A 20,825-nucleotide genomic window follows, 5' to 3' on the forward strand; every position below is an offset into this window, starting at 1 on the left:
GGTAAACGAACTGGTTTACGGCGAAAAGTCGCACTTCGCGCCCCTCCCTGAAAAGTACTACCGTTTGACATGATGTCTGCCTCGCTCGCTACGCTGCATGAATACTCGGCCACGTTGCGAGACGAGGTCGATCAGGCTCTCGACGGCTATTGCAGCTTTGGAGAAGGCTGCCCAGAGCGGCTGGAAGCGGCGATCCGGTATAGCCTGTTGGCGCCCGGCAAGCGATTACGTCCTCTGCTAACGTTAATGGCTGCCGAGACTTGCGGTTGTAATAGAGCCGTGGCGATGCCGTCAGCTTGTGCGGTCGAAATGATCCACGCTTACTCGCTGATCCATGACGATTTGCCGGCGATGGACGACGACGATCTGCGTCGCGGTCGCCCTACTTGTCACAAGGCATTTGACGAAGCGACCGCAATTTTGGCGGGTGACGCGCTGCTGGCCCGGGCTTTAGAGATTGTTGCGGATGGTTACACGGACCCCCTGATTGCGGCCAAATCTTGCCGAGAATTGGCGAAAGCGGCTGGAGCCACTGCTCTGGTGGGTGGTCAGGCGGACGATTTAAACGAACAATTTGGAACCGGCCACGTGGAGATGCTGAAAGCGATCCACCGCCGCAAGACGGGGGCGATGATTTGCGTCTCGCTACGGCTGGGAGCGATTGCGGCCGGCGCCAACGACGCGCAGATTGCCCAATTAGACTCGTACGGTGAGCAAATCGGGCTGGCTTTTCAAATAGTCGACGATTTGCTCGACTATGCAGGGGACGAAGCGGCCCTTGGCAAACGCGTGGGAAAAGACGCCGAACGCGGAAAATTGACTTACCCCGGACTGATCGGCGTCGAAGAAAGTCGCCGCCAGGCCGAGGCGCTGATTGCAGGCGCCAAACAATCGCTGGCCGACTTCGGCGAGCGGGCCAACCACTTGGAAGCGTTGGCACAATACATCCTGGAAAGGAACCACTAAACGCGATGCACAAGATCCTTTCAAAAATCGAATCGCCTGCTGATCTGAGCGATCTCTCCAACGACCAGTTGGAGCTGCTTGCCGCAGAGATCCGGGACGTGCTCTGCAGTTTAGTGGCCACGCGGACGGCTCACTTTGCGTCAAACCTGGGCGTGGTCGAGCTTTCGATCGCGCTGCACCGGACGTTTGACTTCAGCCGAGACCGGCTGATCTGGGACACCGGGCACCAAATCTATCCGCACAAGTTGCTGACCGGTCGCTATGACGAGTTCGGCACGATCCGGACCACCGGAGGCCTGATGGGCTATCCCAATCCGGCCGAAAGCGACTACGACTTATTTGTTACCGGACACGCCGGATCGAGCGTCTCGACGATGCTTGGCCTGCGTAGCGGCGATGACTTGCAAGGGGACAAAGATCGTCACGCCGTCGCCGTGATCGGCGACGGAGCGTTCCCATCGGGCATTGTCTTTGAGGCGCTCAATAACGCTGGCGGTATGAACGCCAACTTGCTGGTGATCTTGAATGACAACAAGATGTCGATCTGTCCGCGGGTGGGCGGCGTGGCCGACTACTTCGACCGGTTGCGGATGAATCCGTTTTATACCGGCGTAAAGAGCGAAGTTCTGAAGATCTTGAACCATGTTCCGCTGTTGGGCGATCCGGCCGAGCGGCTATTGGCCCAATGCAAAGAAGCGGTCAAAGCAGGCTTTCACGGCGGAATGCTGTTCGAGGAACTTGGCTTCAGCTACATCGGCCCGATCGATGGTCACAACATCGGTCTGCTGCGCAAATACATGGAGATGGTCAAAACCTTGCCGGGCCCGGTGCTGCTGCACGTGGTGACCGAAAAAGGACACGGCTATCAACCGGCCGCTGCTGATCCGGTCTTCTTCCACACTCCGCCGGCGTTTATCGATGACAACGGCAAGGTAGTGACCAAGAAATCTGGCGGCGCGAAAGCTTACACCAACTATGCTCGCGACGCGATCGCCGAGCAGATGCGCAAGTCAGACAAAGTGACTGTGCTGACTGCGGCGATGTGCCAAGGGACGAAGATGGAGCCGGTTCGCGATGAGTTCCCGCACCGCTTTTTTGATGTCGGTATTTGCGAATCGCATGCGGTCGCCTTTGCCGCTGGCCAAGCCAAGACCGGCCTGCGCCCGATCGTCAACATTTACAGCACCTTCCTGCAGCGCAGCTTCGATCAGATCTTCCAAGAGGTCGCGCTGCAAGACTTGCCGGTCGTCTTTACGATGGATCGCGCAGGTCTAACGGCTCCTGACGGTCCGACGCATCACGGCTCGTACGACATCGGCTACATGCGATTGTTCCCCAACATGATTGTCATGGCGCCAGGCGACGCCGAAGAGCTGGGCGAGATGCTCGACTTCGCGCTGTTGCAAGATCACCCGTCGGCGCTGCGCTATCCCAAGACCAACGCCGAAACGGTCGACCGTGAGCGGACGCCGATGGAGCTTGGCAAAGCCGAAGTCCTTTCGACCGGCGCGGATGGCACGGTGATCTGTTATGGGGCCCAACTGGCCGACGCGCAGCGCGCTGTGGAATCGCTGAACAGCGAAGGGCTGAGCGTCGGGCTGATCAACGCCCGATTCTGCAAGCCAATCGATCGCGAGACGATTGTCGGCGCCGTCAAGACATCGCCGTTTGTGGTGACGATCGAAGAAGGTGCGCTGATGACCGGCTTCGGCAGCGCGGTGCTGGAAGCCTGTGCCGACGAAGGAGTCGACGCGAGCCGCGTCAAACGACTAGGCATTCCCGACACGTTCATCGATCATGGTGAACGCGAAGAACGCTTGGCCGAGATCTTTTTGACCACCGAAGGGATCATCCAGGTTTGTCGCGAGATGGCGACCAAGACCGGCGCCCTGCATGGGGATGATTCGATGACGGCAGGGTTGTAGTAGACGCAAGGGAATCGCGAATACTTACTCCACCAGGATCTCCCCAATCGCCACATCCTCATACGGATTCTGATCCCCTTCGTCTTGGTGCGAGGTGAAGCGGATCATGCGGACGTTGCCGATCGGATTACGTGGGCGAACTTCCATGTCAGGACGCTGTCCGCCGACTTCATCGTCGCGCTGGTAGAGAACTTGGCCCTGGGCATCCAATAGTTCGAGCCGACCAACCAGGATCGTATAGTCGGTTTGCCACGGCGGTTCTCGATTGGCCAGGATCGTGACGCGGCGGATGGTCACGTCATGCGGAAACTCGACTGCAATCCAAGGTTTGGTCCCCAAGGCGGCCGCGTCTTTGCGGGCGGTGAACCAGCTCTTCAGCGGGTTCTGGTCAAACGCCTTTTCTGGTCCCCAGGTGGGCCAGAAGGAACTACACGAGAATTGCAGTTTGCCCCGATATTCGCGCACCAGCGAGTTGCTGTTGTCGGTCAGAGACTTCGCATTCTCATCGGCGAGCAGGCAAAGGGGCGAGCCCAGAACGCAAGCGACGGCGATCGGCATGATCCACGGAGTGAGAATCGTCATGAATCGACTCCTGATAAAAGCAGCGAATGTTGCTTGAGGTTGCTGGTCCTCTGCTATGAATGAAGACGACTTAGCGGGTGATTTGGTTTTGTCGGGCTACGCCAGAGGGAATAAAAAAGCCCATGCGAGTTTTCGCATGGGCTGGGAAGTTAGCAAAGCTGATTGAAGGATGGTCGCCGTTATTTGGAACGATCGACCTGAAAGTCAATCGTGTTGGCGCCGTCGACTACTTCGGCTTCTAGTTGTGATTGGCCGATATCTTCATATTTCCTGGCGATGGGAGACTTACCCCCGTAGCCAGAACTGCCGGTGATGGTGACCTTGTACATGCCTTTGGGGGCGCCGTCCGACTCGCTAAGCGTTCCTAGCTGGTAAGTCCCATCTTCTTTTAAATAGCCGACCGAGCTGGAGTTCCCCTCGACGGCGGCGAAGAGGACCGTACCGCCAGGAACCGGCGTTCCATCTTTAAAAGTGACAGTTCCTTGGACTTGCTCCATATTGCCATTGCCAAAGCAACCACAAATACATGATACGAGCATCGCCGTCAGCAGCGCAGAGAGTGAATGAGATCGAAGCATAAGTTGAGACCGGATGTTCAAGGGGAATGTGAGTGATAAATACGGGATCGCTGGCGGCGGAGAGGTTCCGCTCACCGCTGCGACTCTTACTGGTCGTAGTTATTCACACGGCCATCGCGCCGGTCGGCCATCAGCAACGTGAACTCTGGGTTTACGTTGACGGTTACATTCTTGACGCTGCCGTCGCCCATCAACATTTGACTAATGCCAGGGTGAAGGCTACCAAATATCTTTTGATATCCATCGGGTTTCACATCGGCGCCGCGCGGCATGGCTGCCTTCGCATTGCGGATGATCATCCAGGTTTTCCAGTCGTTGACGTACCAGTAGTAAAAGGTGCCATCTCCGTCTCTGGCATGTTTTGTGACGTGGCTAATCGGCACATATTTCTCACCGATGATCGAGGTGTTCGATAGGCCGTCGGTAATGCTGGCGAACGTGGTTTGCGATCTCCAGCCGACAAAATTACCGCTACCGTCAACGGCGCCACCCCTGGCCAGGATCAGCGCACTGTAATGCCGGCCTGGCGTCGCATCGTCGGCGTCCAGTCGATCGCACTCGCCCGTGCCTTCCCGATTTCCGGTGATTGCATAATCACTCGCCGCACCCAGCTCCGAGATCGACGTTCCGCTGCGGCGGCTCGGGCAAAGCAAATTGGGGACAGCGGCCGCGGTGCTCTTGATAAACGTATCATTGGCGCCGGTCGTCATCTTTTGCTTCAGATCGAGTTGATCGACGATGTTCTGCTGTTCCATGTACGGCATGATCAGCGGGAAGAAGCTGGCGTATTCGTTGCCCAGCGCCGCCGGCGGCAAGTAGCCGAACGTGTCGTGAAAGTTGTGGATCGTTAGACCCAACTGCTTCAGATTGTTGCTGCACTGCATCCGGCGAGCCGCTTCGCGGGCTTGCTGCACGGCCGGCAGCAACAACGCAATCAACACGCCGATAATCGCGATCACAACCAACAGTTCGACCAGGGTAAAGCCTGGGCGGAGACGCTTGCGGTAATTCATGGGACGACTCAATAGAAGAGGAAGAATCAATAAAGCGACGAGACGATAGAAACTGTCAAGGAATTTGTTGAGTAGCTATCCTAATAAGCTGGCTCTTCGCTTCAAAGGGGAATAATCTTCTCTTATGTCAAATTTACGGGGTTTACTGGCGTTGTTCTCAATTCGGATGTGTTTTATTGCGATTTAGTCCCTTTTCTGCGCTGCACGGCATGGCAGGCATCCAGATCGCCTGAGTTCGCGGCTTGAAGTTGACGGCAAAGGATCCCGATTTGCGCATGCTGACAAGGGTGTGCGGCATTCATATCGCTTGCCGCAACTCTCTATTTCTGCTACTTCAGCTCACCAGCAAACACTAGTAAGAGGGGGCGAAAGATGTGGCAGCGCAAACAATTGGTCGCATGCCTATTGGCCGGTTTAGCAACAGGCGGCGGCTGCACCCCGTATCGCTATTACACCTACGGGATTTGGCATGGTCAGTCGTTTATCGTGACCCCAGAAGAAGCCGACGCAGCGTATCAAGCGGCGCGAGAAAAAGAGCCGCCGCCAGCGACCAGCGTGCCGGGCAGTCGCGTTGCGCCGCCAGAACGGGAGGGGGCAAAGTGATTGACGTGGCGCGTTCCCTGCGCCGACGTCGCCGATTCATTGGCAATAAAAGAAGCCGGCAAAGAAGATCGCTGTGAGTGCGATACCCAAAAACAAGTTCGCTTCTCTGCGTAGCGCCGCGCGATGCAGCGGAAATGAGAGCGAGGCGCTGCTCAGTATCGCGGCTGTAGCAATCGCCAAAATTCCGCTCACGCCGTAGCAGACCGCAGAGAGCCAAGCGGACTCAATTGGCCAAAGCAGCCAGATCGCAACCGCGACGAAGATCCCCGGCGCAATTATCAGCACGATGCGCCAGACAACACAAAACTTGTGGTAAACGGCGAAGTCAGCAACGCTGTCGGTTTCGGTCGGCATTGGCCAATCGCGTTGGGTGGAAGTGAAGCGAGTATTGGAATGCGTTTACTTCATCTCACGCTTTGATTTTAAGTATTCCGCAATCCGCTCGTGATGTTCCTTGGTGGTGCTCACGACGATTGATAAATTACTAGGCCACGGCTCAACGGCGATCGCTTCTTCTTCCAGGTGGTCGCCGCGCAACGCTCTCATTTCTTCGCAAAACTTTTCCAGGCGTTCGCCAACCGTGTTGTCGATTGGAGCGACAAGCTCGTCAAGCCGGTAAACGGAATTTAACATTTTGTGAGTGTGTTGGTGAGCATAGGACGGTCCTGGTAGAAACGCAAATCTTCGAGAGATGTAGACGTTCCCTTCGGCCGATTTCACCACCTCGTGGCGCATCTTTTGGATCAACGGGTGCTCAGCCCCGAACTTGCCGAGGGCGCCATAGGCGATCACTTCGGCCATCTGCCGATCTTTGGCCAGCATGTACTGCTGGAACAGCTCGAACGTGCGATCTTCGGGCGTTGGTTGTGGGGGCGTTTCTTCCGCCTGCACAACGCTCGATCCAGCGAAGCAAGCCATCACGATCATTAGTAAGATCGAGTTTTTCATTGCGGCGACTTTCTGCTTGTGGAGTTAGGGTTGGGCGTTCGCTTGCTGCTTTTCCTGGCGAAGCTGAGCCAGTGCGGCTTGGATCTGTTTCTGTTGTTTCAGGGTACCGCTGGCGACGAATGATAGGTTCGTTGCGAATTGCTGTACTTCGCAAAGGTCGTACCTACTGTCTTTGCTGCTTAACGCCGTTTGTAATTTGGCGCCGATCATGTCAAAGTCCGCTCGAACAGCCTTCGACGGAAGCAAATCTTCCACGCTGTAAGTAAACTGATAAATCTGCGGGCGCCTGGGCTCGGCCAGTTGTTGAAGGATTGCCCACTGATTTGATAAATCGGACGGCGAGTTCGGGGAAATTCTCTGCGCAAGTTTCGCTTCAAAGCTCTTCGCCTTCTCGACGCCGCGCACCATGCAAGCGACGATCTTGTCGTGCTCGCCATATTTCTGTTGGGCGCCCAGCGCAATAATATCCGCCATTTCCCAATCTCGGGCCGCCATCGCCTGCTCATACAGATCGATGACGCGATCACTGGGAAGTTTCTGTGCGGTTGGAGCGTTGTCGGCTCGAGCGCTGGTTGTCGAAACGCCGCAGGCCAGGACCATGGCTAGTAAGATCGAGTTTTTCATTGCGGCGACTTTCTGCTTGTGGAGTTAGGGTTGGGCGTTCGCTTGCTGCTTTTCCTGGCGAAGCTGAGCCAGTGCGACTTGGATCTGTTTGTGTTGTTTCAGCGTTGCGCTGACGACGAACGATCGATTGGTTTTGAAAACCGTTACGAAGTATTTGTCGTTGCCATAGATGTCATTGTCGATCGTCGTCTCGAACTTGGTGGCAATCGCGTCGTAGTCCGCGGATACGGCGTTGGCCGAAAGCAAGTCGTCAACCATATAGCAAGCGTCGTAAACATGAGCGCGTTGGGCCGGGGGCTTCATTTCAATGGTTTGAGTCGGCCATTTCATAAAAAATCGCTTCGCGGATGCCGCCTCGCGATTCTTCATTTTCACTACTTCACTTACCATGCAACTAGCGATCACGTTATGCGGGCCATATTTCTTCTGAGCCCCCAGTGCGATGACTTCAGCCGCCTCCCAATCTTTGGCATCCATCGCCTGCTCATAGAGATCGATGACGCGATCACTGGGAAGTTTCTGTTCGGTTGGAGCGTTGTCGGCTCGAGCGCTGGTTGTCGAAACGCCGCAGGCCAGGACCATGGCTAGTAGGATGAGATTTTTCATCACGGCATTACTCCTTGGTTTCTGAGGCTTGGATTTGTTTTTCACGCCGCAATTTCGCCAGATAGTCTTGGACAAACTGGTGACGCTCTACGGTCGCAACCACGATGAGCGACCGATTCGTCGTAAAGGGGCCCACCTCAATTTCGCCCAGTGGCCAATCCTGTTTGTCGATTTCTACTCGAAGCCGATCGCAAATCGCAATGACTTGTGCTCGCCCGCGTGCTCCCGTTTCGGTCAGCTGATCTTCTAGCGGATAGTTGACGTTCGTTACGACCGGACGCGGTGGTTGCGGGCGAGTGCTCAGCGACAAGGGATAGAATTGAGTCTGCCCTACTACAAGTTCTTCACTGGCGATCCCTTTATCGACTTCGCTCAGCATGCGGCGAACCATCGCATGTTGTTCGCCAAATTTGGCCTTGGCGCCCAACGCAATGATCTCGGCCATCTCCCAATCTTTTGCATTCATGCACTGGACGTAGGCGTCTAGCATCCGATCCGCAGCAGTTTGGGTTTCGGTCTTTTCGGCGCCAAGCGAGAAGCTGGGCGGAACGGCGCCAAGCAGGACGAGCGCCAGGAGGATCAATGTTTTCATCACAGCTTTCAATCTCCATGCAGCAGGGTTCAATTTTCGCCGGTGCTATAGAGATACTTCGCCAGCGGGGGAACCGTCAAGCTGAATTGTGTGGCTTGCCAATGTGAGTTGCTCAGTTCTTTCCCTCCGCTTTCCAGTTTCCCGTTTCCGCTTTTTTCTTCATCTTTCCTTAGATATTCTGATTTCGACATTTGTCATTCCCCCTATTTCCATCTTGTTTCTCCCATAGCGGCAGTCGAAGATAGCCGTATGCCAAATCTTCAACCTCCATCGCCGGGCAAGCCGGATTGGTTTTCTGACGCCAGTAAGCCGCAGGTCATGCTGGTCGGTGCTGGGGATCGTGCGCATGTGCGCGAAGAGGCAGTGCGGCTGCAAAAGATTATCCCGCAATATGCCGAGCTGGTTCACGTCGATCTCGATTGGAAGTCAGAGCTTTCCGAAATCGACGCCGATTTTGCGATTGTGCTCGGCGGCGATGGCTCGCTGTTGGCCGCCGCACGCAGCATGGGGCATCGTCAGGTGCCGGTCGTAGGCGTCAATATGGGCAAGCTCGGGTTTCTGGCGGAGTTTTCGCCCGAGGAGTTTTGCGCTGAACTGCCCAATATTTGTAGCGGCAGGTGTACGGTGATCGAGCATATGATGTTCCGCTGTCGGGTGTTTGAAGGGGAAGAGTTGATCGGCGAAGCGCTGGGATTGAACGAGGCGGCGATCTTGGGCGGGCCCCCGTTTCAGATTCAGACCATCGATCTTTACGTTGACTCAGAATTGGCGACCACCTATAACTGCGACGGTTTGATCGTCAGCACCCCGGTGGGATCGACCGCGCACAACCTGTCAGCCGGCGGGCCAATCCTGCGAGCCGACTTGCACGCGTTTGTCGTTTCGCCGATTAGTCCCCACACGTTGACGGTTCGTCCGGTGGTCGACACGGCCGAGCGAACCTATGAGATTCGGGTGACCGGCGCCGAAGCGAACCTCTCGGTGGTGGTCGATGGTCGCGTCTTGGCGCGATTGACGCCGGAACTGCGAGTCGTGGTCGATCGAGCCGAACAGCGATTCAAGCGAATCGCTGTCGCTAGTCATAATTACTATCGAACTCTCCGCGAGAAGTTAGGGTGGGGAGGGAGAATCGACAACGGCCGCTAAGTGGTCGTTCCCACAGCAGATTCAACGCAAGGATGTTTGTGATGACGCGAAATGGATTTCTCGGTCTGGTTCTGACTGCAATTTTCGTCGCTTCGGCGCTGGCCGGCGAAAAATACGACCTGAAGTACAAGTTTGCCGAAGGGGACGTGCTCCGCAGCAAAGTGACCCATCTGGTCAACGTGCAGACCAAGATCCAAGGGAATCAGCAAACCGCCCAATCGCGGACCGCATCGACCAAGAACTGGAAGGTCGAAAAGATCGACGACGATGGCAACATCACGCTGGTCCACTCGATCGAAGATCTGAACATGTGGAACAAGGTGACCGATCGCCCTGAGCAAGTTTACGACAGCGCTTCGCAAGATCCGCCGTCGCCGATCTTTGAGCGGGCCGCTAAATCGGTCGGTACGCCGTTGTCCCGGTTTACGATCAGCAAGAATGGCTTTTTGGTCGAACGTGAAGAGCTGATGCAAAGCGCTCAGGCTCCCTTCAATCAAGTGACGGTCGTGTTGCCGGCCGAACCGGTCGAGATCGGCGCCAAATGGGATTCGCCAACCGACGTGCAAATCCGGACTTCGAAGCAACAGTTGAAGAAGGTGAAGACGCGGCAGCTGTTCACGTTAGAAACGGTCTCCAACGGCGTCGCGACCATCGACATGCAGACCCAAATTTTGACCCCGATCGAAAACCCAGAAATCAAAGTCGAACTGATTCAACAGCTGGCCAACGGCAAAATCAAGTTTGACATCCTCGCCGGCCGCATCATTCGCCAAGACATGCAAATGGACGAAACCGTCATCGGCTTCCAGGGAGAAGACAGCATGATGAAGTTCCTGGGCCGCATGCAAGAAGAACTGCTGACCGAAGAAGTCCGCACCGCCGAAGCGCCAGCCCCAGCCAAGCCAAAGCAAGAGAAGTCAGTCTTGGAATAATGGGTTTTGAAATCTGAATATTGAATCAAGGGTGCGTACAATCGCACCCTTTTTTCGTAGAGTGCGTCAAGACGCCGAACTGAGGATTTGCACACTAGCCCTCGCTGGCGTTTTTTGAAGTTGCGTTAATTCGATTAGGAAAGAATAGAACGCGGCAAGGCCACGGATAAATCGCGGCGGAACAGGGTCAGAAAATCATGAGAGTCGCCCAAGGTTTTAAGCCCAACGGGCTGTCCTAAAATAGCCCGGGGTCAGTCCGCCGCAGTGAACACGCAGGCGACGCAGCCTAGGGTTCACGTCTTGACGATTCCAACTTGGTCTGAAATAGCCAGACGCAGTCGTTCGCTGGCGCTGCGGGCTACTGTTTGCGTTGATACGCAGAAGAGCCACGCCCCGCAGTTCTATTTCGAAAGCGTCACGCTGCGCTGGCGGTAATCGGGGCATCTGCTTTCACCACAATGGTGCCGGCCATGTAATCATGCAGGCAGCGTTTCTTTAGGGTGAAGATCATCAAGGGATCGATCAGGCATGAGAGTAATACGAATAGTGCCAAGATCCCAAAACCAGGGATTACCAGTCCACACCCACCCAGGAAAAAAATTAACGTGAAATAGAGCATCATCGGCGCGTAACGACCAAACACAAGTCGCATCAGACCGGCTGGTTGACCATCTCGCCGGACGGTCTTCATTTTCAGCAGCGCCTTACCAATGGTTTGCCCCTGAGAGTTCAGCAAATAGCCATTCAAAAGCAGATAAAAAAAGAGGCTGAAAATAACCATCATCAGGTAGATGCTTGCGGAAAGGAGGATGAAATCCGAGTCTTGCATCTCATAGGGACCGTCTGGATGGTCGAAAAACCAAGAATGAATCAAATTATAGGGAATGCCTTGGAATCTTCGTGCCACGAAAAAGGCGATGACTTGGACGATGGCCAAGTCGATGATCGCCGCTAACAAACGTCGCGAACGCGTTGGTAGATCTACCAGATTCGCAGTGATCTGCGTCTCATGAGACGAAACCGTTTTTGGCGACGCGAACGGATTTTGTGGTTCGGATCCGCTCGTCATGCCTTCACCACGATTGTGCCGGCCATGTAATCATGCAGGCACCGTTTTTCGGCATTAAAGATCATCAGTCCGTCGATTAATGCGAAGATCAGGCCGACGCCGGTGCCGATGATGGGAAGCGAGAACAGTAAATTGAATGGAGCATACCGCAGCATCATCAGCTTTCCGAGTGGTCTCAATTGGCGATCGTCGTAGGCGACGATGCGGAGCCCGCAAGCCAACTTGCCAATCGTTTGTCCCTGCTTTACCAGCAGGTAACCATTGACGGCGAGCATGATGAAGAGGCCGAGCGAAAATCCAATCACCCCCATCGCAATTTCCGCGAAGACGGTATCAAGGGGAATCTCAAGGTAGAAAATTCCGACTCCAAGCAACATCCCAGCTGACAAGCCGATGATTCCAAGAATCACCGAGTCGAGTAGGTGCGCGGCCAGCCGTAACCAGCGTGAAGGTAATTCGTTGTTACCTTGCGTGTCGAAGAACTGCGTCTCGCTGATCGACATCGCTTCGGTGATTTGTGGAGAGGCGAACGGATTTTCGCTTTGTTGATTCTCGTGCATGCGATTCGCCAGTGATAGAAAAGGCCAGCAAGAATGAGCGGCGTCCCAGAGTATATCCAGCGACTGATCCGACCGCAAATTGTCTCCCCTTTCCACCGACCCGCTCATCTACGCTTTCACCACAATCGTGATCGCCATCAAGTCATGTAGGCAACGTTTCTGTTTTGTGAAGATATAAAGAGGGTCGATCAGACAGACGAGCGAGATCAGCGGAAATTGCCACATCACCAGAAAGGGAAAGAAGCGGACGCAGGTCAGCCGAAATAGATCGGCCGGTCGACCATCAAGAAGTACAACTTTGATGCCGCAGATTTTCTTCCCCCAAGTCTGCCCTTTTTTCGCGAGCGGATAGCCGTTCACCAGCACGTACAGCAACATCAGTACAAGCGGGCTCGTCACCATTCGCATCACAAAGCCCTCGCTGGTAGCGTCGCCAATATTTGCCGTGGTAAAGAGCAAGTCGGTGTAACTTGCGATCGGGATCATCAAGACAAACAGAATCAGAAAATCAAAGCTGGCCGCAGCCAGACGTAACCACCGTGACGGCAGATCTTCGGGCCGGGGACGCGCATCGACCAGCGTCGCTTCGACCAGGTCGGATTCATCCGCCGGCGGCGCTACGAACGGGTTACGCGGTTCAGGTTCGCTCATCTCAAGCCTTTACGACGATCGTGCCAGCGATGTAGTCATGCAGGCAACGTCGGTGACGCGTGAATAAGAAGAGCGGATCGAGCAGGATTAAAGAAAAGCTGAGCCGGACAAAATACCAAAGTCCTTCGACCGGAATTTGGAGAGAGAAGATCTGGGCGTAGAAAAAGAAGAGCCACGGGAAGTATCGCACGAAAACAAGTCGCGCGAATCCTGCTGGTTGGCCGTTGCGGCGAACGATCTTCATTCCGATCGCTGCTTTGCCAATCGTTTGACTGCGTGTCGCCAGCAAATAGCTCTCAAACAACAAGTAAAAAGCGAGTGTTGTAAGGACAAACGTTCCCACAAAGGGCCAGTCGGATGTGACGAGATTGCCATCAACATCCGCTGTTGTGCTCGACGCTTGAAACATCGGCAGCAAGAAACTGCCCACGATCATCGCAGGAATATCGACAACCAAAAAATCAATAATCGCCGCTTCCACTCGAGCCAACCGTGTTGGCAAGTCGGCTAGCTCCGCCGCAAGCGGGACATCGGCTGGGGCATCGAGGTCTGGCGATGTAAATGGATTCTCAGGCGGTTTGTTTTCGGTCATGAGGCAAGTTGGTAAGGAGAGATAGAAGACTTTGCAGCGCCCTAACAGCCTAATGATTTTTTCAACAGGCTGCTGAGTATAGCCAAACTCACAATCGATCACAAAGAATTGCGCGATTTCCGTCAGGCGTAGGCGTCAGGATAATCGTGATCGCGTTGTCGCCTGAAAGTCGGAGCTTTTTCAAAAAATCTTCGGGGCGAATGTCGAGCCCGCGAACTTTCAGTTCGACGCGGCCAATCCCCTGCTCTTTCAGTTTTTTCGCGAGTGACTTGCGATCGATCGGGACTTGTTCGCGCACGCGAAAGGTCGCGACCAGGGAAGTCTCGACCGGCGCGTCTCCAGTCAAAAAGATGCTGCGAGGTAAGAGACGCCCCAGTTGATGCGCGGTTGCAAAATCGTCGACCAGTTCGGCCGCCAGCAGCGCTGGACCAGGCTCGATGACATAGGCGCCAACTTGCGGCGCGACTTGCAAGGTCGCATCGCCGGTTGCGAGAAAGCTGTGGGCGACCCCTTCGCGACTGACATGCGTGGCGCGGCGCGAGCCTGGGTGTGGTGTAAGGTTACCAAACCACGCAACCAACTGCCGGCATTCGCGGCGACTGCTGATCCACTCGAGTTCCGCCGCGGCGAGCCAGGCTTCGGGCGCATGCGTTGCCGGGGCCAACTTGATTGCCGCGTTCCCGTTCTTTTGCAGCAGCTCGACCAGTTGCTCAGTCGCCGGCGAGAACCAATCAGGCTGAGTGGACCGTCGGTCGCCGGCGCGGCGATCGGGATCGCAGTGCCAAGCGTCATAACCGGCCACATCCACAGTGGCCGCGTCTTGGCTTTGGGTGGTGATCCGCTGGCCATAGGCGGCGCAGTTGGCTTGGGCAAGCAGCGCCAATTGCGGCGAAAGGTCGACTCCGGTTGCGGAGCGTCCGGCGGCCAGCGCCAACAGATCGCCGCCGACGCCGCAGCAGAGATCGACGATTTGCTTGGTCGCGGCAAAGCGAGTGGTCTTGTACTGCGCGATGATTTCGTCGGTCGCTTGTTCGAGCCCGATGCGGGTAAAGAACATTTCGCCGGCCCGCGAGAATTTGGTTTGGCCGCGCTGGCGCAGTTCTAGTTGCTCGGCGATCAGCGTGGCGCGTTCGGCGCCTAACTCGCGGCGCAGTTGTGACAATTGCGGCAGGGATAGGTCTGGTTGGTGGAACTGCGCGAAGATTTCGGCCGCCTCGTCGCTGACAAGCCATTGCAGATCACAGATTTCAGCAGATTCGGCGGACATGGATGCTTGGTGGGGATAACGAAAGAAACGGACGTGGCGGACATTCTAACCTGGGAAGCTTCGCCGGGAATGACGGTCATGCACCTGGGCGGCGTTCGCCTGGGGAGGGCCGCTAGCAAACGTCGATAGTCAAGGAGGAACCGGCTCTGCTGAAGGAGAGAATCGAATGATCCGCCGTAACTTAACCTATGCCGCGATTATGGCCGCAGGCTTCGGCGGCCCTTACTCGTTCTACAATCCCGAAGCGCGGAAGACCGTCGAATCAATCTGGAACCAGGCGAGCAGCATGCTGCCGACTGGCGATAAAGAAGGCGCCGCCGAAAAGCCGGTCGCGTCGATCGAAGCGCCGTCGGCTTATGAATTGCCGCCCGATCAGCCGAACCCGTTTAAGGTTCCGTCACTGACCGGCAGCGATGCGCTCAATGAGCCTGTGACCGGCCCCCCGGTGCAAGACTTTTTGGAAGTCTTTAACTTTGGCGCCGATGCGCGTTGGGTGGCGACGCGTTGGCCGCGGGTTTCGACCGCTCTGGCGGACCTGAATCTCGAAGGTCTGCGCGCGCCGTTAGTCACTGGATCGCAGTATGATGACTTGGCCGGTTCGATCACCTACTATTTTGATCGTGATGGCCATGTGCAGCGGATTACGTTTCAGGGGACGACCGGCGACGAGCGCCGGTTGGTCGAGATGCTGACGCGAAACTTTGGTTTCAAGCATGAGCCGACGCTTGACGCTGGACTTTATTTGGTCAAGTGGAACGGCGATCCAACTAGCGTATTGATGCTGCGTAACGCGACGGTCATCAATGCAGCGCAGCCCCACACGCGGCTGAATGTGACGCTTGAGATCAATCGTCCTTCACGCTATTACGGACTGAGCCCGCAGATGACCGAAACGGTCGATCAAGCGAAATCAGCGCAGCGTTGGGGGAAAGAGTAACGGCTCTTTCTCTGCGTGCGCTGGCGCCCAAGTTGTACACGGGCCTATTGATCGGCTCCATTATCCGCCGCTTGTAGTTGATTGACCAACGACTGCAGGCGAGCGACTTCGGCTTCTAACTCGGCGACTCGATTGCGCAGTTGGACGTTCTCGGCTTGATCTTGGACCGGCGGAACGGGATTGGCGCCTAGCTCTGACAAGGCTCGGTTTAGCATCTGCATTGCCGGGCGATTGGCGAATGGTCCTGGTTGCGGCGCAGCTGGCGTCTCGTTTACCAGCGCCGGCGGTTGCCCATCCAGTCGCACGTTCGATTGCAGCAAGCGATTGCTCACGTAGTAGTTGATTGGGATGTCACGATCTTGGGGCATGATCGCCAAGATCGACAGCAAATCTTGCGGATCATTCACGCGGCGATTGTTGAGCGCCACAATGATTGAACCGACTGGGATTCCCGCGAAAGCGGCCGCACTGCCGGGAGCAACGCTTTCGACCACGGCGCCACGACGAACCGACGTGCCGGTCGCTTCTCTGAATTGATCGGTGACCGGAACAACGCGGACCCCTAGTTTGCCAGGCTGCGCTGGGGGTTGCATGTTCGGCGACGGAAGCGGAGAGTTACTGTCTCCTTCTAGTCCCAGCGGATCAAGCGGATTGCTGTTGGCCGGAGGATTGTTGTTGGCCGGCGGGGGCAACATTTCTGTTGCGGCGGGGCGATTGCCCAAAGTCACCAGGAGCGATTGGGGCTCTCCATCTCGTTCTACTGTCATTTTGATTCGCGAACCGGGAACCTGATTGCGCATCAACCGGGCGAATTGGTCGAGACTGCTGACGGCGACCGTTTCTAGCGAAACAATGCGATCTCCTGCGACAAGCCCTGCTTGCTCGGCCGGGCCGCCTGGGTTGACCTTCAAGACGATCACGCCGGCTTCCGCAGCATTCTCAGACAGATTATCGAGCGTCGCTCCCAAGTAGCCCGGGTTGGTTGGCGCCGGAGTTGGCGCTGGATCGCCGGGGGGGCGAATCAGGTTTTGCAACTGGTCAAAAGCAGATTGGGCATGTCCCAAAGTGGGAAGCGCCAACAGGGCTGCTAAAGTCAGAACTACGTATCGCATGGGGACTCCCCACCGCTAGAGTCAATCGAAAGGGGTAAAATCGGTTTATCCCGATCCCCTATTGTTACCTACAAGTCCCTGTTGCGGCAAAGCATTTTGAATTTCTTCCGCTGAAACCGATAATGACTCGCTTGGGCCATTTGGGTTATTCTGCACCTATGCAAAAAACTTCCCCAGACTTGCTGAGCGTTGAACGTGCCGATCCCGCCTGTTATGGCGCCGCCATTTGGATGGTGTTTGGAGGGGGCATGCGCCAGTCAATGGCGGGAAGATTGGCGGCGATTTTGCAGGCCGAAAGGCAAGGCAAAGTCAGCTTTGAAGGTTTATTTGTCGCTCGCCGCGGCGAGCGGATTGTCGGCGCCATTTGGGGGACCGAGCAGCCGGGGCGATTTGCGACTGTCTGGCCTGCCCGAGTCATGCCGAGCGAATCCCCAGCGGTGGCAAAATTGTTGACGCAGAGAGTCGCCAAATTTCTAGCCGAACTCGACATTTCGATCGCTCAATGCCTAACCGCCGTGGATGGGGGCGCCGACCAACTGTTGTTGGAAGAGATTGGTTTTCAGGCGGTTACCAATCTGGAATATCTGTTTCTACAGACAGCCCAGCAGCGTGCCGATCTTGCGCAAGCCGAGTTAAAGGGAGTTGCATTTGCTCAAACCGAGGATGCTGCGGCCGATTTGATCGCAACGTATCCCGGCACGCTCGATTGTCCCGAGTTTGACGGGTTGCGTCCGATACAGGATGTGATCGCCGGATATCGCGACACCGGAGCGTTCGAGTTGTCACTTTGGCAACGGCTCGAATTTAACGGCCAGCCAGCCGGCGTTATTATCCTGGCTCCTACTCCTGACTTCCAACAGATGGAAATCGTCTACTTGGGCCTACGTCCTGAAATGCGCAATCGCGGATTGGGCAAAGCGGCCGTCCAGTTGGCGCTAGCTGAAGCAGCGCGACGGGGAATTGATCGTCTCGTTTTGGCGGTCGATAAGCGCAACGAGCCGGCGATTCGCAGCTATTCGGCCTGTGGTTTCCTGGGTTATGAAACGCGACGATTGCTGGTTCACTGCGTAAAAACGGCAGCCAACATTTCTGCAACGTCGCACGTTGCGACGTAAGTCTCGGCTCTCGCAGACGTTGGAAGCAGGAGAAAATCGGCGTTCCGTTTTCTCCGGCTCGCCGCCGTGAGATCTTTAACAAGTTATCCACCCAGCGGCGAAAAAAAGATCGGCGGTTCCGACAGCGCCTGGATCGTCAAAACTGCGGAAAAAAACGACCGCAGGAATCGCCCGCTCTACGTTCCTCTCTTTTTTCTCTCGAAGCAGCCATTCGGTGGTTTGACAGGGGTGCTAGCAGCTTTAAAATCGTGCTCCAGTCAATGTTAAGAGTTCCGACCAGTGGTCGTGGAGTCCCCGTCGTGCAAACTACTTTGGTTTGCACTTGTAGCCTGCTGAAAGAGTCAGCCTGTGGTCATGGAAGACATCGATCTCGATACCCTCTCCGCTTTGCGCATCTCGCTAGTCGAGCGCATCGGACAGGAACGGTTCGACCTTTGGTTCAATTCGAGCGCGAAGCTCCGATTGGATCGCGACCAGCTTTATATTGAAGCGGCTAGCCAATTTACGATTGATTTTCTCCGTCGTAATTTTCGTGATCAGATTGACGCTGCTGTGGCCGAAACGATGTCTGGCTCCACTGTCATTCAATATCGCGTCGCCGCGGACACGTCTGGTCACGCGGTCGGAAAAAAAGAGGTTTCGCCGTCAGCCGAAGGGGTCGCACCAGTCGATAAGGTCGAAGCTCGCCAAGAGCTGAGCCGTCGCCGCAAGTTCTCATCGCTGGAAGAACTGATTGTCGGCGAGTGCAACAAGTTTGCGTCAACCGCCGCGTCGATGATCATGAATCGCCCTGGCGAGATCAATCCTCTGTTTATCTGCGGACCACAAGGCTCGGGCAAGACGCACCTGTTAGAAGGAATCTATGGCGAAGCACGGCGCAGTAAAAAGTTTGAACGCGTCGTCTATCTCTCGGCCGAACAATTTACGACCTACTTTCTCGACGCGCTCAACGGCACCGGCGTGGCCAACTTTCGTCGCAAGTACCGCGACGCGGACCTGTTGATCATTGATGACGTTCAGTTCTTCGCCGGCAAGCGGGCCACGCGAACTGAACTGCTGCATACGCTGGATTCGATCACCCGCCGTGGTGGGCAAATCGTCTTGGCCGCCGACAAACGTCCGACCGAACTTTCGGCCCTCGGCCCAGAACTGATCGCCCGCTTTTCTGGCGGCTTGGTCTGTGAAGTCCAAGAGATCGATCGAGACACGCGGCGGCAAATGGCCGAGAAACTGTGCGCCTCACGCGATATGAACGCTTCGCGCGGGTTGCTGGATTGGTTGGCCGATCATTTACCCGGCGATGCCCGGATGATGTCTGGCGCGATGAACCGGCTATGGGCGACATCGATGTCCTTGGGACGGGATGTAGACGTACCAATGGCCGAGAATGCGTTGGCCGACATGGTGCGTGCTTGCACGCCGATCGTTCGTTTGGCCGATATCGAAGAAGTGGTTTGCAAGTCGTTCGGGATCGACGCTAAAATGCTGCGTAGCGCCAGCAAATCGCGTAAAGCGAGCCATCCTCGGATGTTGGCGATGTGGTTAGCCCGAAAATATACGAAGGCTGCGTTGTCGGACATCTGTCAGTTCTTTCATCGGAAGAGTCACAGCACGGTGATCTCGGCCGAGAAAAAAGTGAACGAGTGGATCAAAGAATCAAAAAGCCTGCAGCTTTGCGATTCGGGGATTCATGTTACTGATGCTATCCGCCGCTGCGAGTCGGAGTTAAAACTGGGCTAGTGGTTCCTCTTTCTCAAGTGGAGACGCGGTCATGGCCCTAGAAGAACTTCTCAACTTCATCCCGCCTCCCGCGCGGCCGGTTGACACCACCGGCGATTGGGCCATCGCAGAACAAGAGTTTGGTCTAACGCTGCCGAGCGACTACAAACAATTTATCGAGACCTATGGCTCTGGCGAGTTTCAGCCGGGGCTGGTGATCGCCAATCTGCTGACCCCCAGCGGTCGCGAAATGATCCGCGGCGATTTGGCCCGTTACGCCGAGCTGCAAGCCGCACACGACCACGAATATATCCTGCATCCTGAATGCCCTGGTTTGTTTCCCTGGGGCAGTGATGTTCACGGCCATCTCTATTGCTGGTGGACCGAGGGCGAACCAGATCAGTGGGGAATTGTCCAGCTTTATCATGGGCATGAGGATGATCCGTTGGCGATCGTCCTTGAACCGTTCACCTCGTTTCTCGTCCGTTTTATGAGCAACGCCTACACGCACATGCTGGGGGGAAACGAGTTCGAGCGGGAGCAACTGCGGTACACGCGTAGTTCGCAGCCCGCCTAGCCGAAATGGACGCTCGCTCCCCTGTGTGAATTTCTGTGTAGACCCGCAGAAATAGAAGCCGACTGCTGCTATCTTTGAGCTCTAGCGTTGCAGAGTGACATTGAGGTCCGGCCGAGGAAACCCCTCCGCCTAGAAAGCATTTAGCGTATGAGTAGCAGCGAAGGACAAAGTCGTATCCCGGTCATCGGCGTGATGGGATCAGGGAAAAAAGTGCACGGTAATCTGGCCGCAGAGCTGGGTGCTTGGATTGCCGAAGCAGGGTACAACCTGCTGACCGGCGGCGGCGGCGGAGAGATGAAAGCGGTCAGCGAGTCGTTCTATCACGTCGCAGACCGCCCTGGTCGCGTGATCGGCATCATTCCCGGCGACGCATCAGGCGGATCCTACTCGCGCCGGCTCCACTACCCCAACGAATTTGTCGAAATCCCGATCTACACGCACTTGCATCAGACCGGCTACGAAGGAATGCAAGTCGGCAGCCGCAACCATATCAATATCCTCAGCTCGGACATCGTCGTTGCGCTTCCCGGAACCAAAGGAACCGCCGCCGAAGTCTGCCTAGCCTTGCGCTATGGTCGCCCGGTGATCGCCCTGCTGGGAGGCCGCTTCAAAATCCCCGGCCTGCCCTCCGAAGTGAAAACGGTTGCGACGGTCGAAGAAGTCGCCGAATGGATCGCTAGTTTGGAACCCAAGCCGCTACCATCAAGCTGC

General features: G+C 55.8%; 24 protein-coding genes and 1 pseudogene. 10 read left to right on the plus strand and 15 right to left on the minus strand.

What is annotated here, in order from left to right:
* Positions 1-69 precede the first annotated feature (69 nt).
* Positions 70-966 carry a polyprenyl synthetase family protein gene (locus SH421x_RS10255; protein WP_488855416.1) on the plus strand — a complete coding sequence of 299 codons (897 nt, stop codon included), beginning with the start codon at positions 70-72 and terminating at the stop codon, positions 964-966.
* A 5-nt stretch (positions 967-971) separates the two neighbouring features.
* A complete protein-coding gene (gene dxs, locus SH421x_RS10260) occupies positions 972-2,891 on the plus strand; it encodes a 1-deoxy-D-xylulose-5-phosphate synthase (RefSeq protein WP_488855417.1) in 1,920 nt (639 codons plus the stop codon).
* A gap of 24 nt (positions 2,892-2,915) precedes the next feature.
* Here the strand turns inward: dxs and SH421x_RS10265 are convergent, their stop codons facing one another.
* The 3 genes from SH421x_RS10265 to SH421x_RS10275 all read right to left on the minus strand — a co-directional run bounded on the left by SH421x_RS10265 (position 2,916) and on the right by SH421x_RS10275 (position 5,064).
* Positions 2,916-3,473: a hypothetical protein gene (locus SH421x_RS10265; protein WP_488855418.1), complete on the minus strand. Its 558-nt coding sequence runs from the start codon at positions 3,471-3,473 to the stop codon at positions 2,916-2,918.
* A 179-nt stretch (positions 3,474-3,652) separates the two neighbouring features.
* Entirely contained in the window at positions 3,653-4,051 is a 399-nt protein-coding gene (locus tag SH421x_RS10270) for a carboxypeptidase-like regulatory domain-containing protein (protein WP_488855420.1), read from the minus strand.
* Positions 4,052-4,137: 86 nt separating this feature from the next.
* Positions 4,138-5,064: a DUF1559 family PulG-like putative transporter gene (locus tag SH421x_RS10275; protein WP_488855421.1), complete on the minus strand. Its 927-nt coding sequence runs from the start codon at positions 5,062-5,064 to the stop codon at positions 4,138-4,140.
* A 372-nt stretch (positions 5,065-5,436) separates the two neighbouring features.
* Here SH421x_RS10275 and SH421x_RS10280 point away from each other — a divergent pair, with 372 nt between their 5' ends.
* Positions 5,437-5,667: a hypothetical protein gene (locus tag SH421x_RS10280; protein ID WP_488855423.1), complete on the plus strand. Its 231-nt coding sequence runs from the start codon at positions 5,437-5,439 to the stop codon at positions 5,665-5,667.
* Between the two features lie 36 nt (positions 5,668-5,703).
* Here the strand turns inward: SH421x_RS10280 and SH421x_RS10285 are convergent, their stop codons facing one another.
* The 6 genes from SH421x_RS10285 to SH421x_RS10310 are packed head-to-tail and all read right to left on the minus strand — an operon-like array spanning position 5,704 to position 8,628.
* Positions 5,704-6,021, minus strand: coding sequence for a hypothetical protein (locus SH421x_RS10285; protein ID WP_488855424.1), 318 nt, complete (start codon positions 6,019-6,021; stop codon positions 5,704-5,706).
* A gap of 45 nt (positions 6,022-6,066) precedes the next feature.
* Positions 6,067-6,615: a hypothetical protein gene (locus tag SH421x_RS10290; protein ID WP_488855425.1), complete on the minus strand. Its 549-nt coding sequence runs from the start codon at positions 6,613-6,615 to the stop codon at positions 6,067-6,069.
* A 24-nt stretch (positions 6,616-6,639) separates the two neighbouring features.
* Positions 6,640-7,239, minus strand: coding sequence for a hypothetical protein (locus tag SH421x_RS10295; RefSeq protein ID WP_488855427.1), 600 nt, complete (start codon positions 7,237-7,239; stop codon positions 6,640-6,642).
* A gap of 24 nt (positions 7,240-7,263) precedes the next feature.
* On the minus strand, positions 7,264-7,845 hold the full coding sequence (locus SH421x_RS10300) for a hypothetical protein (protein WP_488855428.1): 582 nt from the start codon (positions 7,843-7,845) through the stop codon (positions 7,264-7,266).
* A 7-nt stretch (positions 7,846-7,852) separates the two neighbouring features.
* Positions 7,853-8,437, minus strand: a complete 585-nt coding sequence (locus SH421x_RS10305) for a hypothetical protein (protein ID WP_488855429.1) — start codon at positions 8,435-8,437, stop codon at positions 7,853-7,855.
* Positions 8,438-8,466: 29 nt separating this feature from the next.
* Complete coding sequence (locus SH421x_RS10310; protein WP_488855430.1) at positions 8,467-8,628, minus strand: hypothetical protein; 162 nt, start codon at positions 8,626-8,628, stop codon at positions 8,467-8,469.
* Between the two features lie 58 nt (positions 8,629-8,686).
* On the opposite strand from SH421x_RS10310, the gene SH421x_RS10315 reads away from it, so the two are divergent.
* Both SH421x_RS10315 and SH421x_RS10320 read left to right on the plus strand, forming a co-directional pair.
* Positions 8,687-9,583, plus strand: a complete 897-nt coding sequence (locus SH421x_RS10315; protein ID WP_488855431.1) for an NAD(+)/NADH kinase — start codon at positions 8,687-8,689, stop codon at positions 9,581-9,583.
* Between the two features lie 41 nt (positions 9,584-9,624).
* Positions 9,625-10,515, plus strand: coding sequence for a DUF6263 family protein (locus SH421x_RS10320; RefSeq protein WP_488855432.1), 891 nt, complete (start codon positions 9,625-9,627; stop codon positions 10,513-10,515).
* A gap of 415 nt (positions 10,516-10,930) precedes the next feature.
* On the opposite strand, the gene SH421x_RS10325 is transcribed toward SH421x_RS10320, so the two are convergent.
* The 5 genes from SH421x_RS10325 to SH421x_RS10345 form a co-directional block, all read right to left on the minus strand.
* Positions 10,931-11,584, minus strand: a complete 654-nt coding sequence (locus SH421x_RS10325; protein WP_488855434.1) for an RDD family protein — start codon at positions 11,582-11,584, stop codon at positions 10,931-10,933.
* Positions 11,581-12,144, minus strand: coding sequence for an RDD family protein (locus tag SH421x_RS10330; RefSeq protein WP_488855435.1), 564 nt, complete (start codon positions 12,142-12,144; stop codon positions 11,581-11,583). The genes SH421x_RS10325 and SH421x_RS10330 overlap by 4 nt, the downstream gene beginning before the upstream one ends.
* Positions 12,145-12,252: 108 nt before the next feature.
* Positions 12,253-12,795, minus strand: coding sequence for an RDD family protein (locus tag SH421x_RS10335; RefSeq protein ID WP_488855436.1), 543 nt, complete (start codon positions 12,793-12,795; stop codon positions 12,253-12,255).
* 1 nt (position 12,796) lies between these two features.
* A complete protein-coding gene (locus SH421x_RS10340; protein WP_488855437.1) occupies positions 12,797-13,387 on the minus strand; it encodes an RDD family protein in 591 nt (196 codons plus the stop codon).
* An 88-nt stretch (positions 13,388-13,475) separates the two neighbouring features.
* Positions 13,476-14,654 carry a class I SAM-dependent methyltransferase gene (locus tag SH421x_RS10345; protein ID WP_488855439.1) on the minus strand — a complete coding sequence of 393 codons (1,179 nt, stop codon included), beginning with the start codon at positions 14,652-14,654 and terminating at the stop codon, positions 13,476-13,478.
* Positions 14,655-14,820: 166 nt separating this feature from the next.
* Here SH421x_RS10345 and SH421x_RS10350 point away from each other — a divergent pair, with 166 nt between their 5' ends.
* On the plus strand, positions 14,821-15,591 hold the full coding sequence (locus tag SH421x_RS10350; protein WP_488855440.1) for a DUF6690 family protein: 771 nt from the start codon (positions 14,821-14,823) through the stop codon (positions 15,589-15,591).
* A gap of 44 nt (positions 15,592-15,635) precedes the next feature.
* On the opposite strand, the gene SH421x_RS10355 is transcribed toward SH421x_RS10350, so the two are convergent.
* Positions 15,636-16,703 carry a PDZ domain-containing protein gene (locus SH421x_RS10355; protein WP_488855442.1) on the minus strand — a complete coding sequence of 356 codons (1,068 nt, stop codon included), beginning with the start codon at positions 16,701-16,703 and terminating at the stop codon, positions 15,636-15,638.
* A gap of 158 nt (positions 16,704-16,861) precedes the next feature.
* On the opposite strand from SH421x_RS10355, the gene SH421x_RS10360 reads away from it, so the two are divergent.
* From SH421x_RS10360 to SH421x_RS10375, 4 genes and pseudogenes are all read left to right on the plus strand, one after another.
* Positions 16,862-17,818, plus strand: a complete 957-nt coding sequence (locus SH421x_RS10360; RefSeq protein ID WP_488855443.1) for a GNAT family N-acetyltransferase — start codon at positions 16,862-16,864, stop codon at positions 17,816-17,818.
* Between the two features lie 354 nt (positions 17,819-18,172).
* Positions 18,173-19,558, plus strand: coding sequence for a DnaA ATPase domain-containing protein (locus SH421x_RS10365; protein WP_488855445.1), 1,386 nt, complete (start codon positions 18,173-18,175; stop codon positions 19,556-19,558).
* A gap of 31 nt (positions 19,559-19,589) precedes the next feature.
* Positions 19,590-20,114: an SMI1/KNR4 family protein gene (locus tag SH421x_RS10370; RefSeq protein WP_488855446.1), complete on the plus strand. Its 525-nt coding sequence runs from the start codon at positions 19,590-19,592 to the stop codon at positions 20,112-20,114.
* Between the two features lie 192 nt (positions 20,115-20,306).
* Positions 20,307-20,651 (plus strand): annotated as a pseudogene (locus SH421x_RS10375) (SLOG cluster 4 domain-containing protein); the annotation flags it as partial.
* Positions 20,652-20,825 lie beyond the last annotated feature (174 nt).

The organism is Blastopirellula sp. SH421, assembly GCF_057808535.1.

Bases quoted from the DNA above. Each gene is read 5' to 3' on its own strand.
- SH421x_RS10255 (WP_488855416.1), top strand. From the start codon at position 70: ATGATGTCTGCCTCGCTCGCTACGCTGCATGAATACTCGGCCACGTTG.
- dxs (WP_488855417.1), top strand. From the start codon at position 972: ATGCACAAGATCCTTTCAAAAATCGAATCGCCTGCTGATCTGAGCGAT.
- SH421x_RS10265 (WP_488855418.1), bottom strand. From the start codon at position 3,473: ATGACGATTCTCACTCCGTGGATCATGCCGATCGCCGTCGCTTGCGTT.
- SH421x_RS10270 (WP_488855420.1), bottom strand. From the start codon at position 4,051: ATGCTTCGATCTCATTCACTCTCTGCGCTGCTGACGGCGATGCTCGTA.
- SH421x_RS10275 (WP_488855421.1), bottom strand. From the start codon at position 5,064: ATGAATTACCGCAAGCGTCTCCGCCCAGGCTTTACCCTGGTCGAACTG.
- SH421x_RS10280 (WP_488855423.1), top strand. From the start codon at position 5,437: ATGTGGCAGCGCAAACAATTGGTCGCATGCCTATTGGCCGGTTTAGCA.
- SH421x_RS10285 (WP_488855424.1), bottom strand. From the start codon at position 6,021: ATGCCGACCGAAACCGACAGCGTTGCTGACTTCGCCGTTTACCACAAG.
- SH421x_RS10290 (WP_488855425.1), bottom strand. From the start codon at position 6,615: ATGAAAAACTCGATCTTACTAATGATCGTGATGGCTTGCTTCGCTGGA.
- SH421x_RS10295 (WP_488855427.1), bottom strand. From the start codon at position 7,239: ATGAAAAACTCGATCTTACTAGCCATGGTCCTGGCCTGCGGCGTTTCG.
- SH421x_RS10300 (WP_488855428.1), bottom strand. From the start codon at position 7,845: ATGAAAAATCTCATCCTACTAGCCATGGTCCTGGCCTGCGGCGTTTCG.
- SH421x_RS10305 (WP_488855429.1), bottom strand. From the start codon at position 8,437: ATGAAAACATTGATCCTCCTGGCGCTCGTCCTGCTTGGCGCCGTTCCG.
- SH421x_RS10310 (WP_488855430.1), bottom strand. From the start codon at position 8,628: ATGTCGAAATCAGAATATCTAAGGAAAGATGAAGAAAAAAGCGGAAAC.
- SH421x_RS10315 (WP_488855431.1), top strand. From the start codon at position 8,687: ATGCCAAATCTTCAACCTCCATCGCCGGGCAAGCCGGATTGGTTTTCT.
- SH421x_RS10320 (WP_488855432.1), top strand. From the start codon at position 9,625: ATGACGCGAAATGGATTTCTCGGTCTGGTTCTGACTGCAATTTTCGTC.
- SH421x_RS10325 (WP_488855434.1), bottom strand. From the start codon at position 11,584: ATGACGAGCGGATCCGAACCACAAAATCCGTTCGCGTCGCCAAAAACG.
- SH421x_RS10330 (WP_488855435.1), bottom strand. From the start codon at position 12,144: ATGCACGAGAATCAACAAAGCGAAAATCCGTTCGCCTCTCCACAAATC.
- SH421x_RS10335 (WP_488855436.1), bottom strand. From the start codon at position 12,795: ATGAGCGAACCTGAACCGCGTAACCCGTTCGTAGCGCCGCCGGCGGAT.
- SH421x_RS10340 (WP_488855437.1), bottom strand. From the start codon at position 13,387: ATGACCGAAAACAAACCGCCTGAGAATCCATTTACATCGCCAGACCTC.
- SH421x_RS10345 (WP_488855439.1), bottom strand. From the start codon at position 14,654: ATGTCCGCCGAATCTGCTGAAATCTGTGATCTGCAATGGCTTGTCAGC.
- SH421x_RS10350 (WP_488855440.1), top strand. From the start codon at position 14,821: ATGATCCGCCGTAACTTAACCTATGCCGCGATTATGGCCGCAGGCTTC.
- SH421x_RS10355 (WP_488855442.1), bottom strand. From the start codon at position 16,703: ATGCGATACGTAGTTCTGACTTTAGCAGCCCTGTTGGCGCTTCCCACT.
- SH421x_RS10360 (WP_488855443.1), top strand. From the start codon at position 16,862: ATGCAAAAAACTTCCCCAGACTTGCTGAGCGTTGAACGTGCCGATCCC.
- SH421x_RS10365 (WP_488855445.1), top strand. From the start codon at position 18,173: ATGGAAGACATCGATCTCGATACCCTCTCCGCTTTGCGCATCTCGCTA.
- SH421x_RS10370 (WP_488855446.1), top strand. From the start codon at position 19,590: ATGGCCCTAGAAGAACTTCTCAACTTCATCCCGCCTCCCGCGCGGCCG.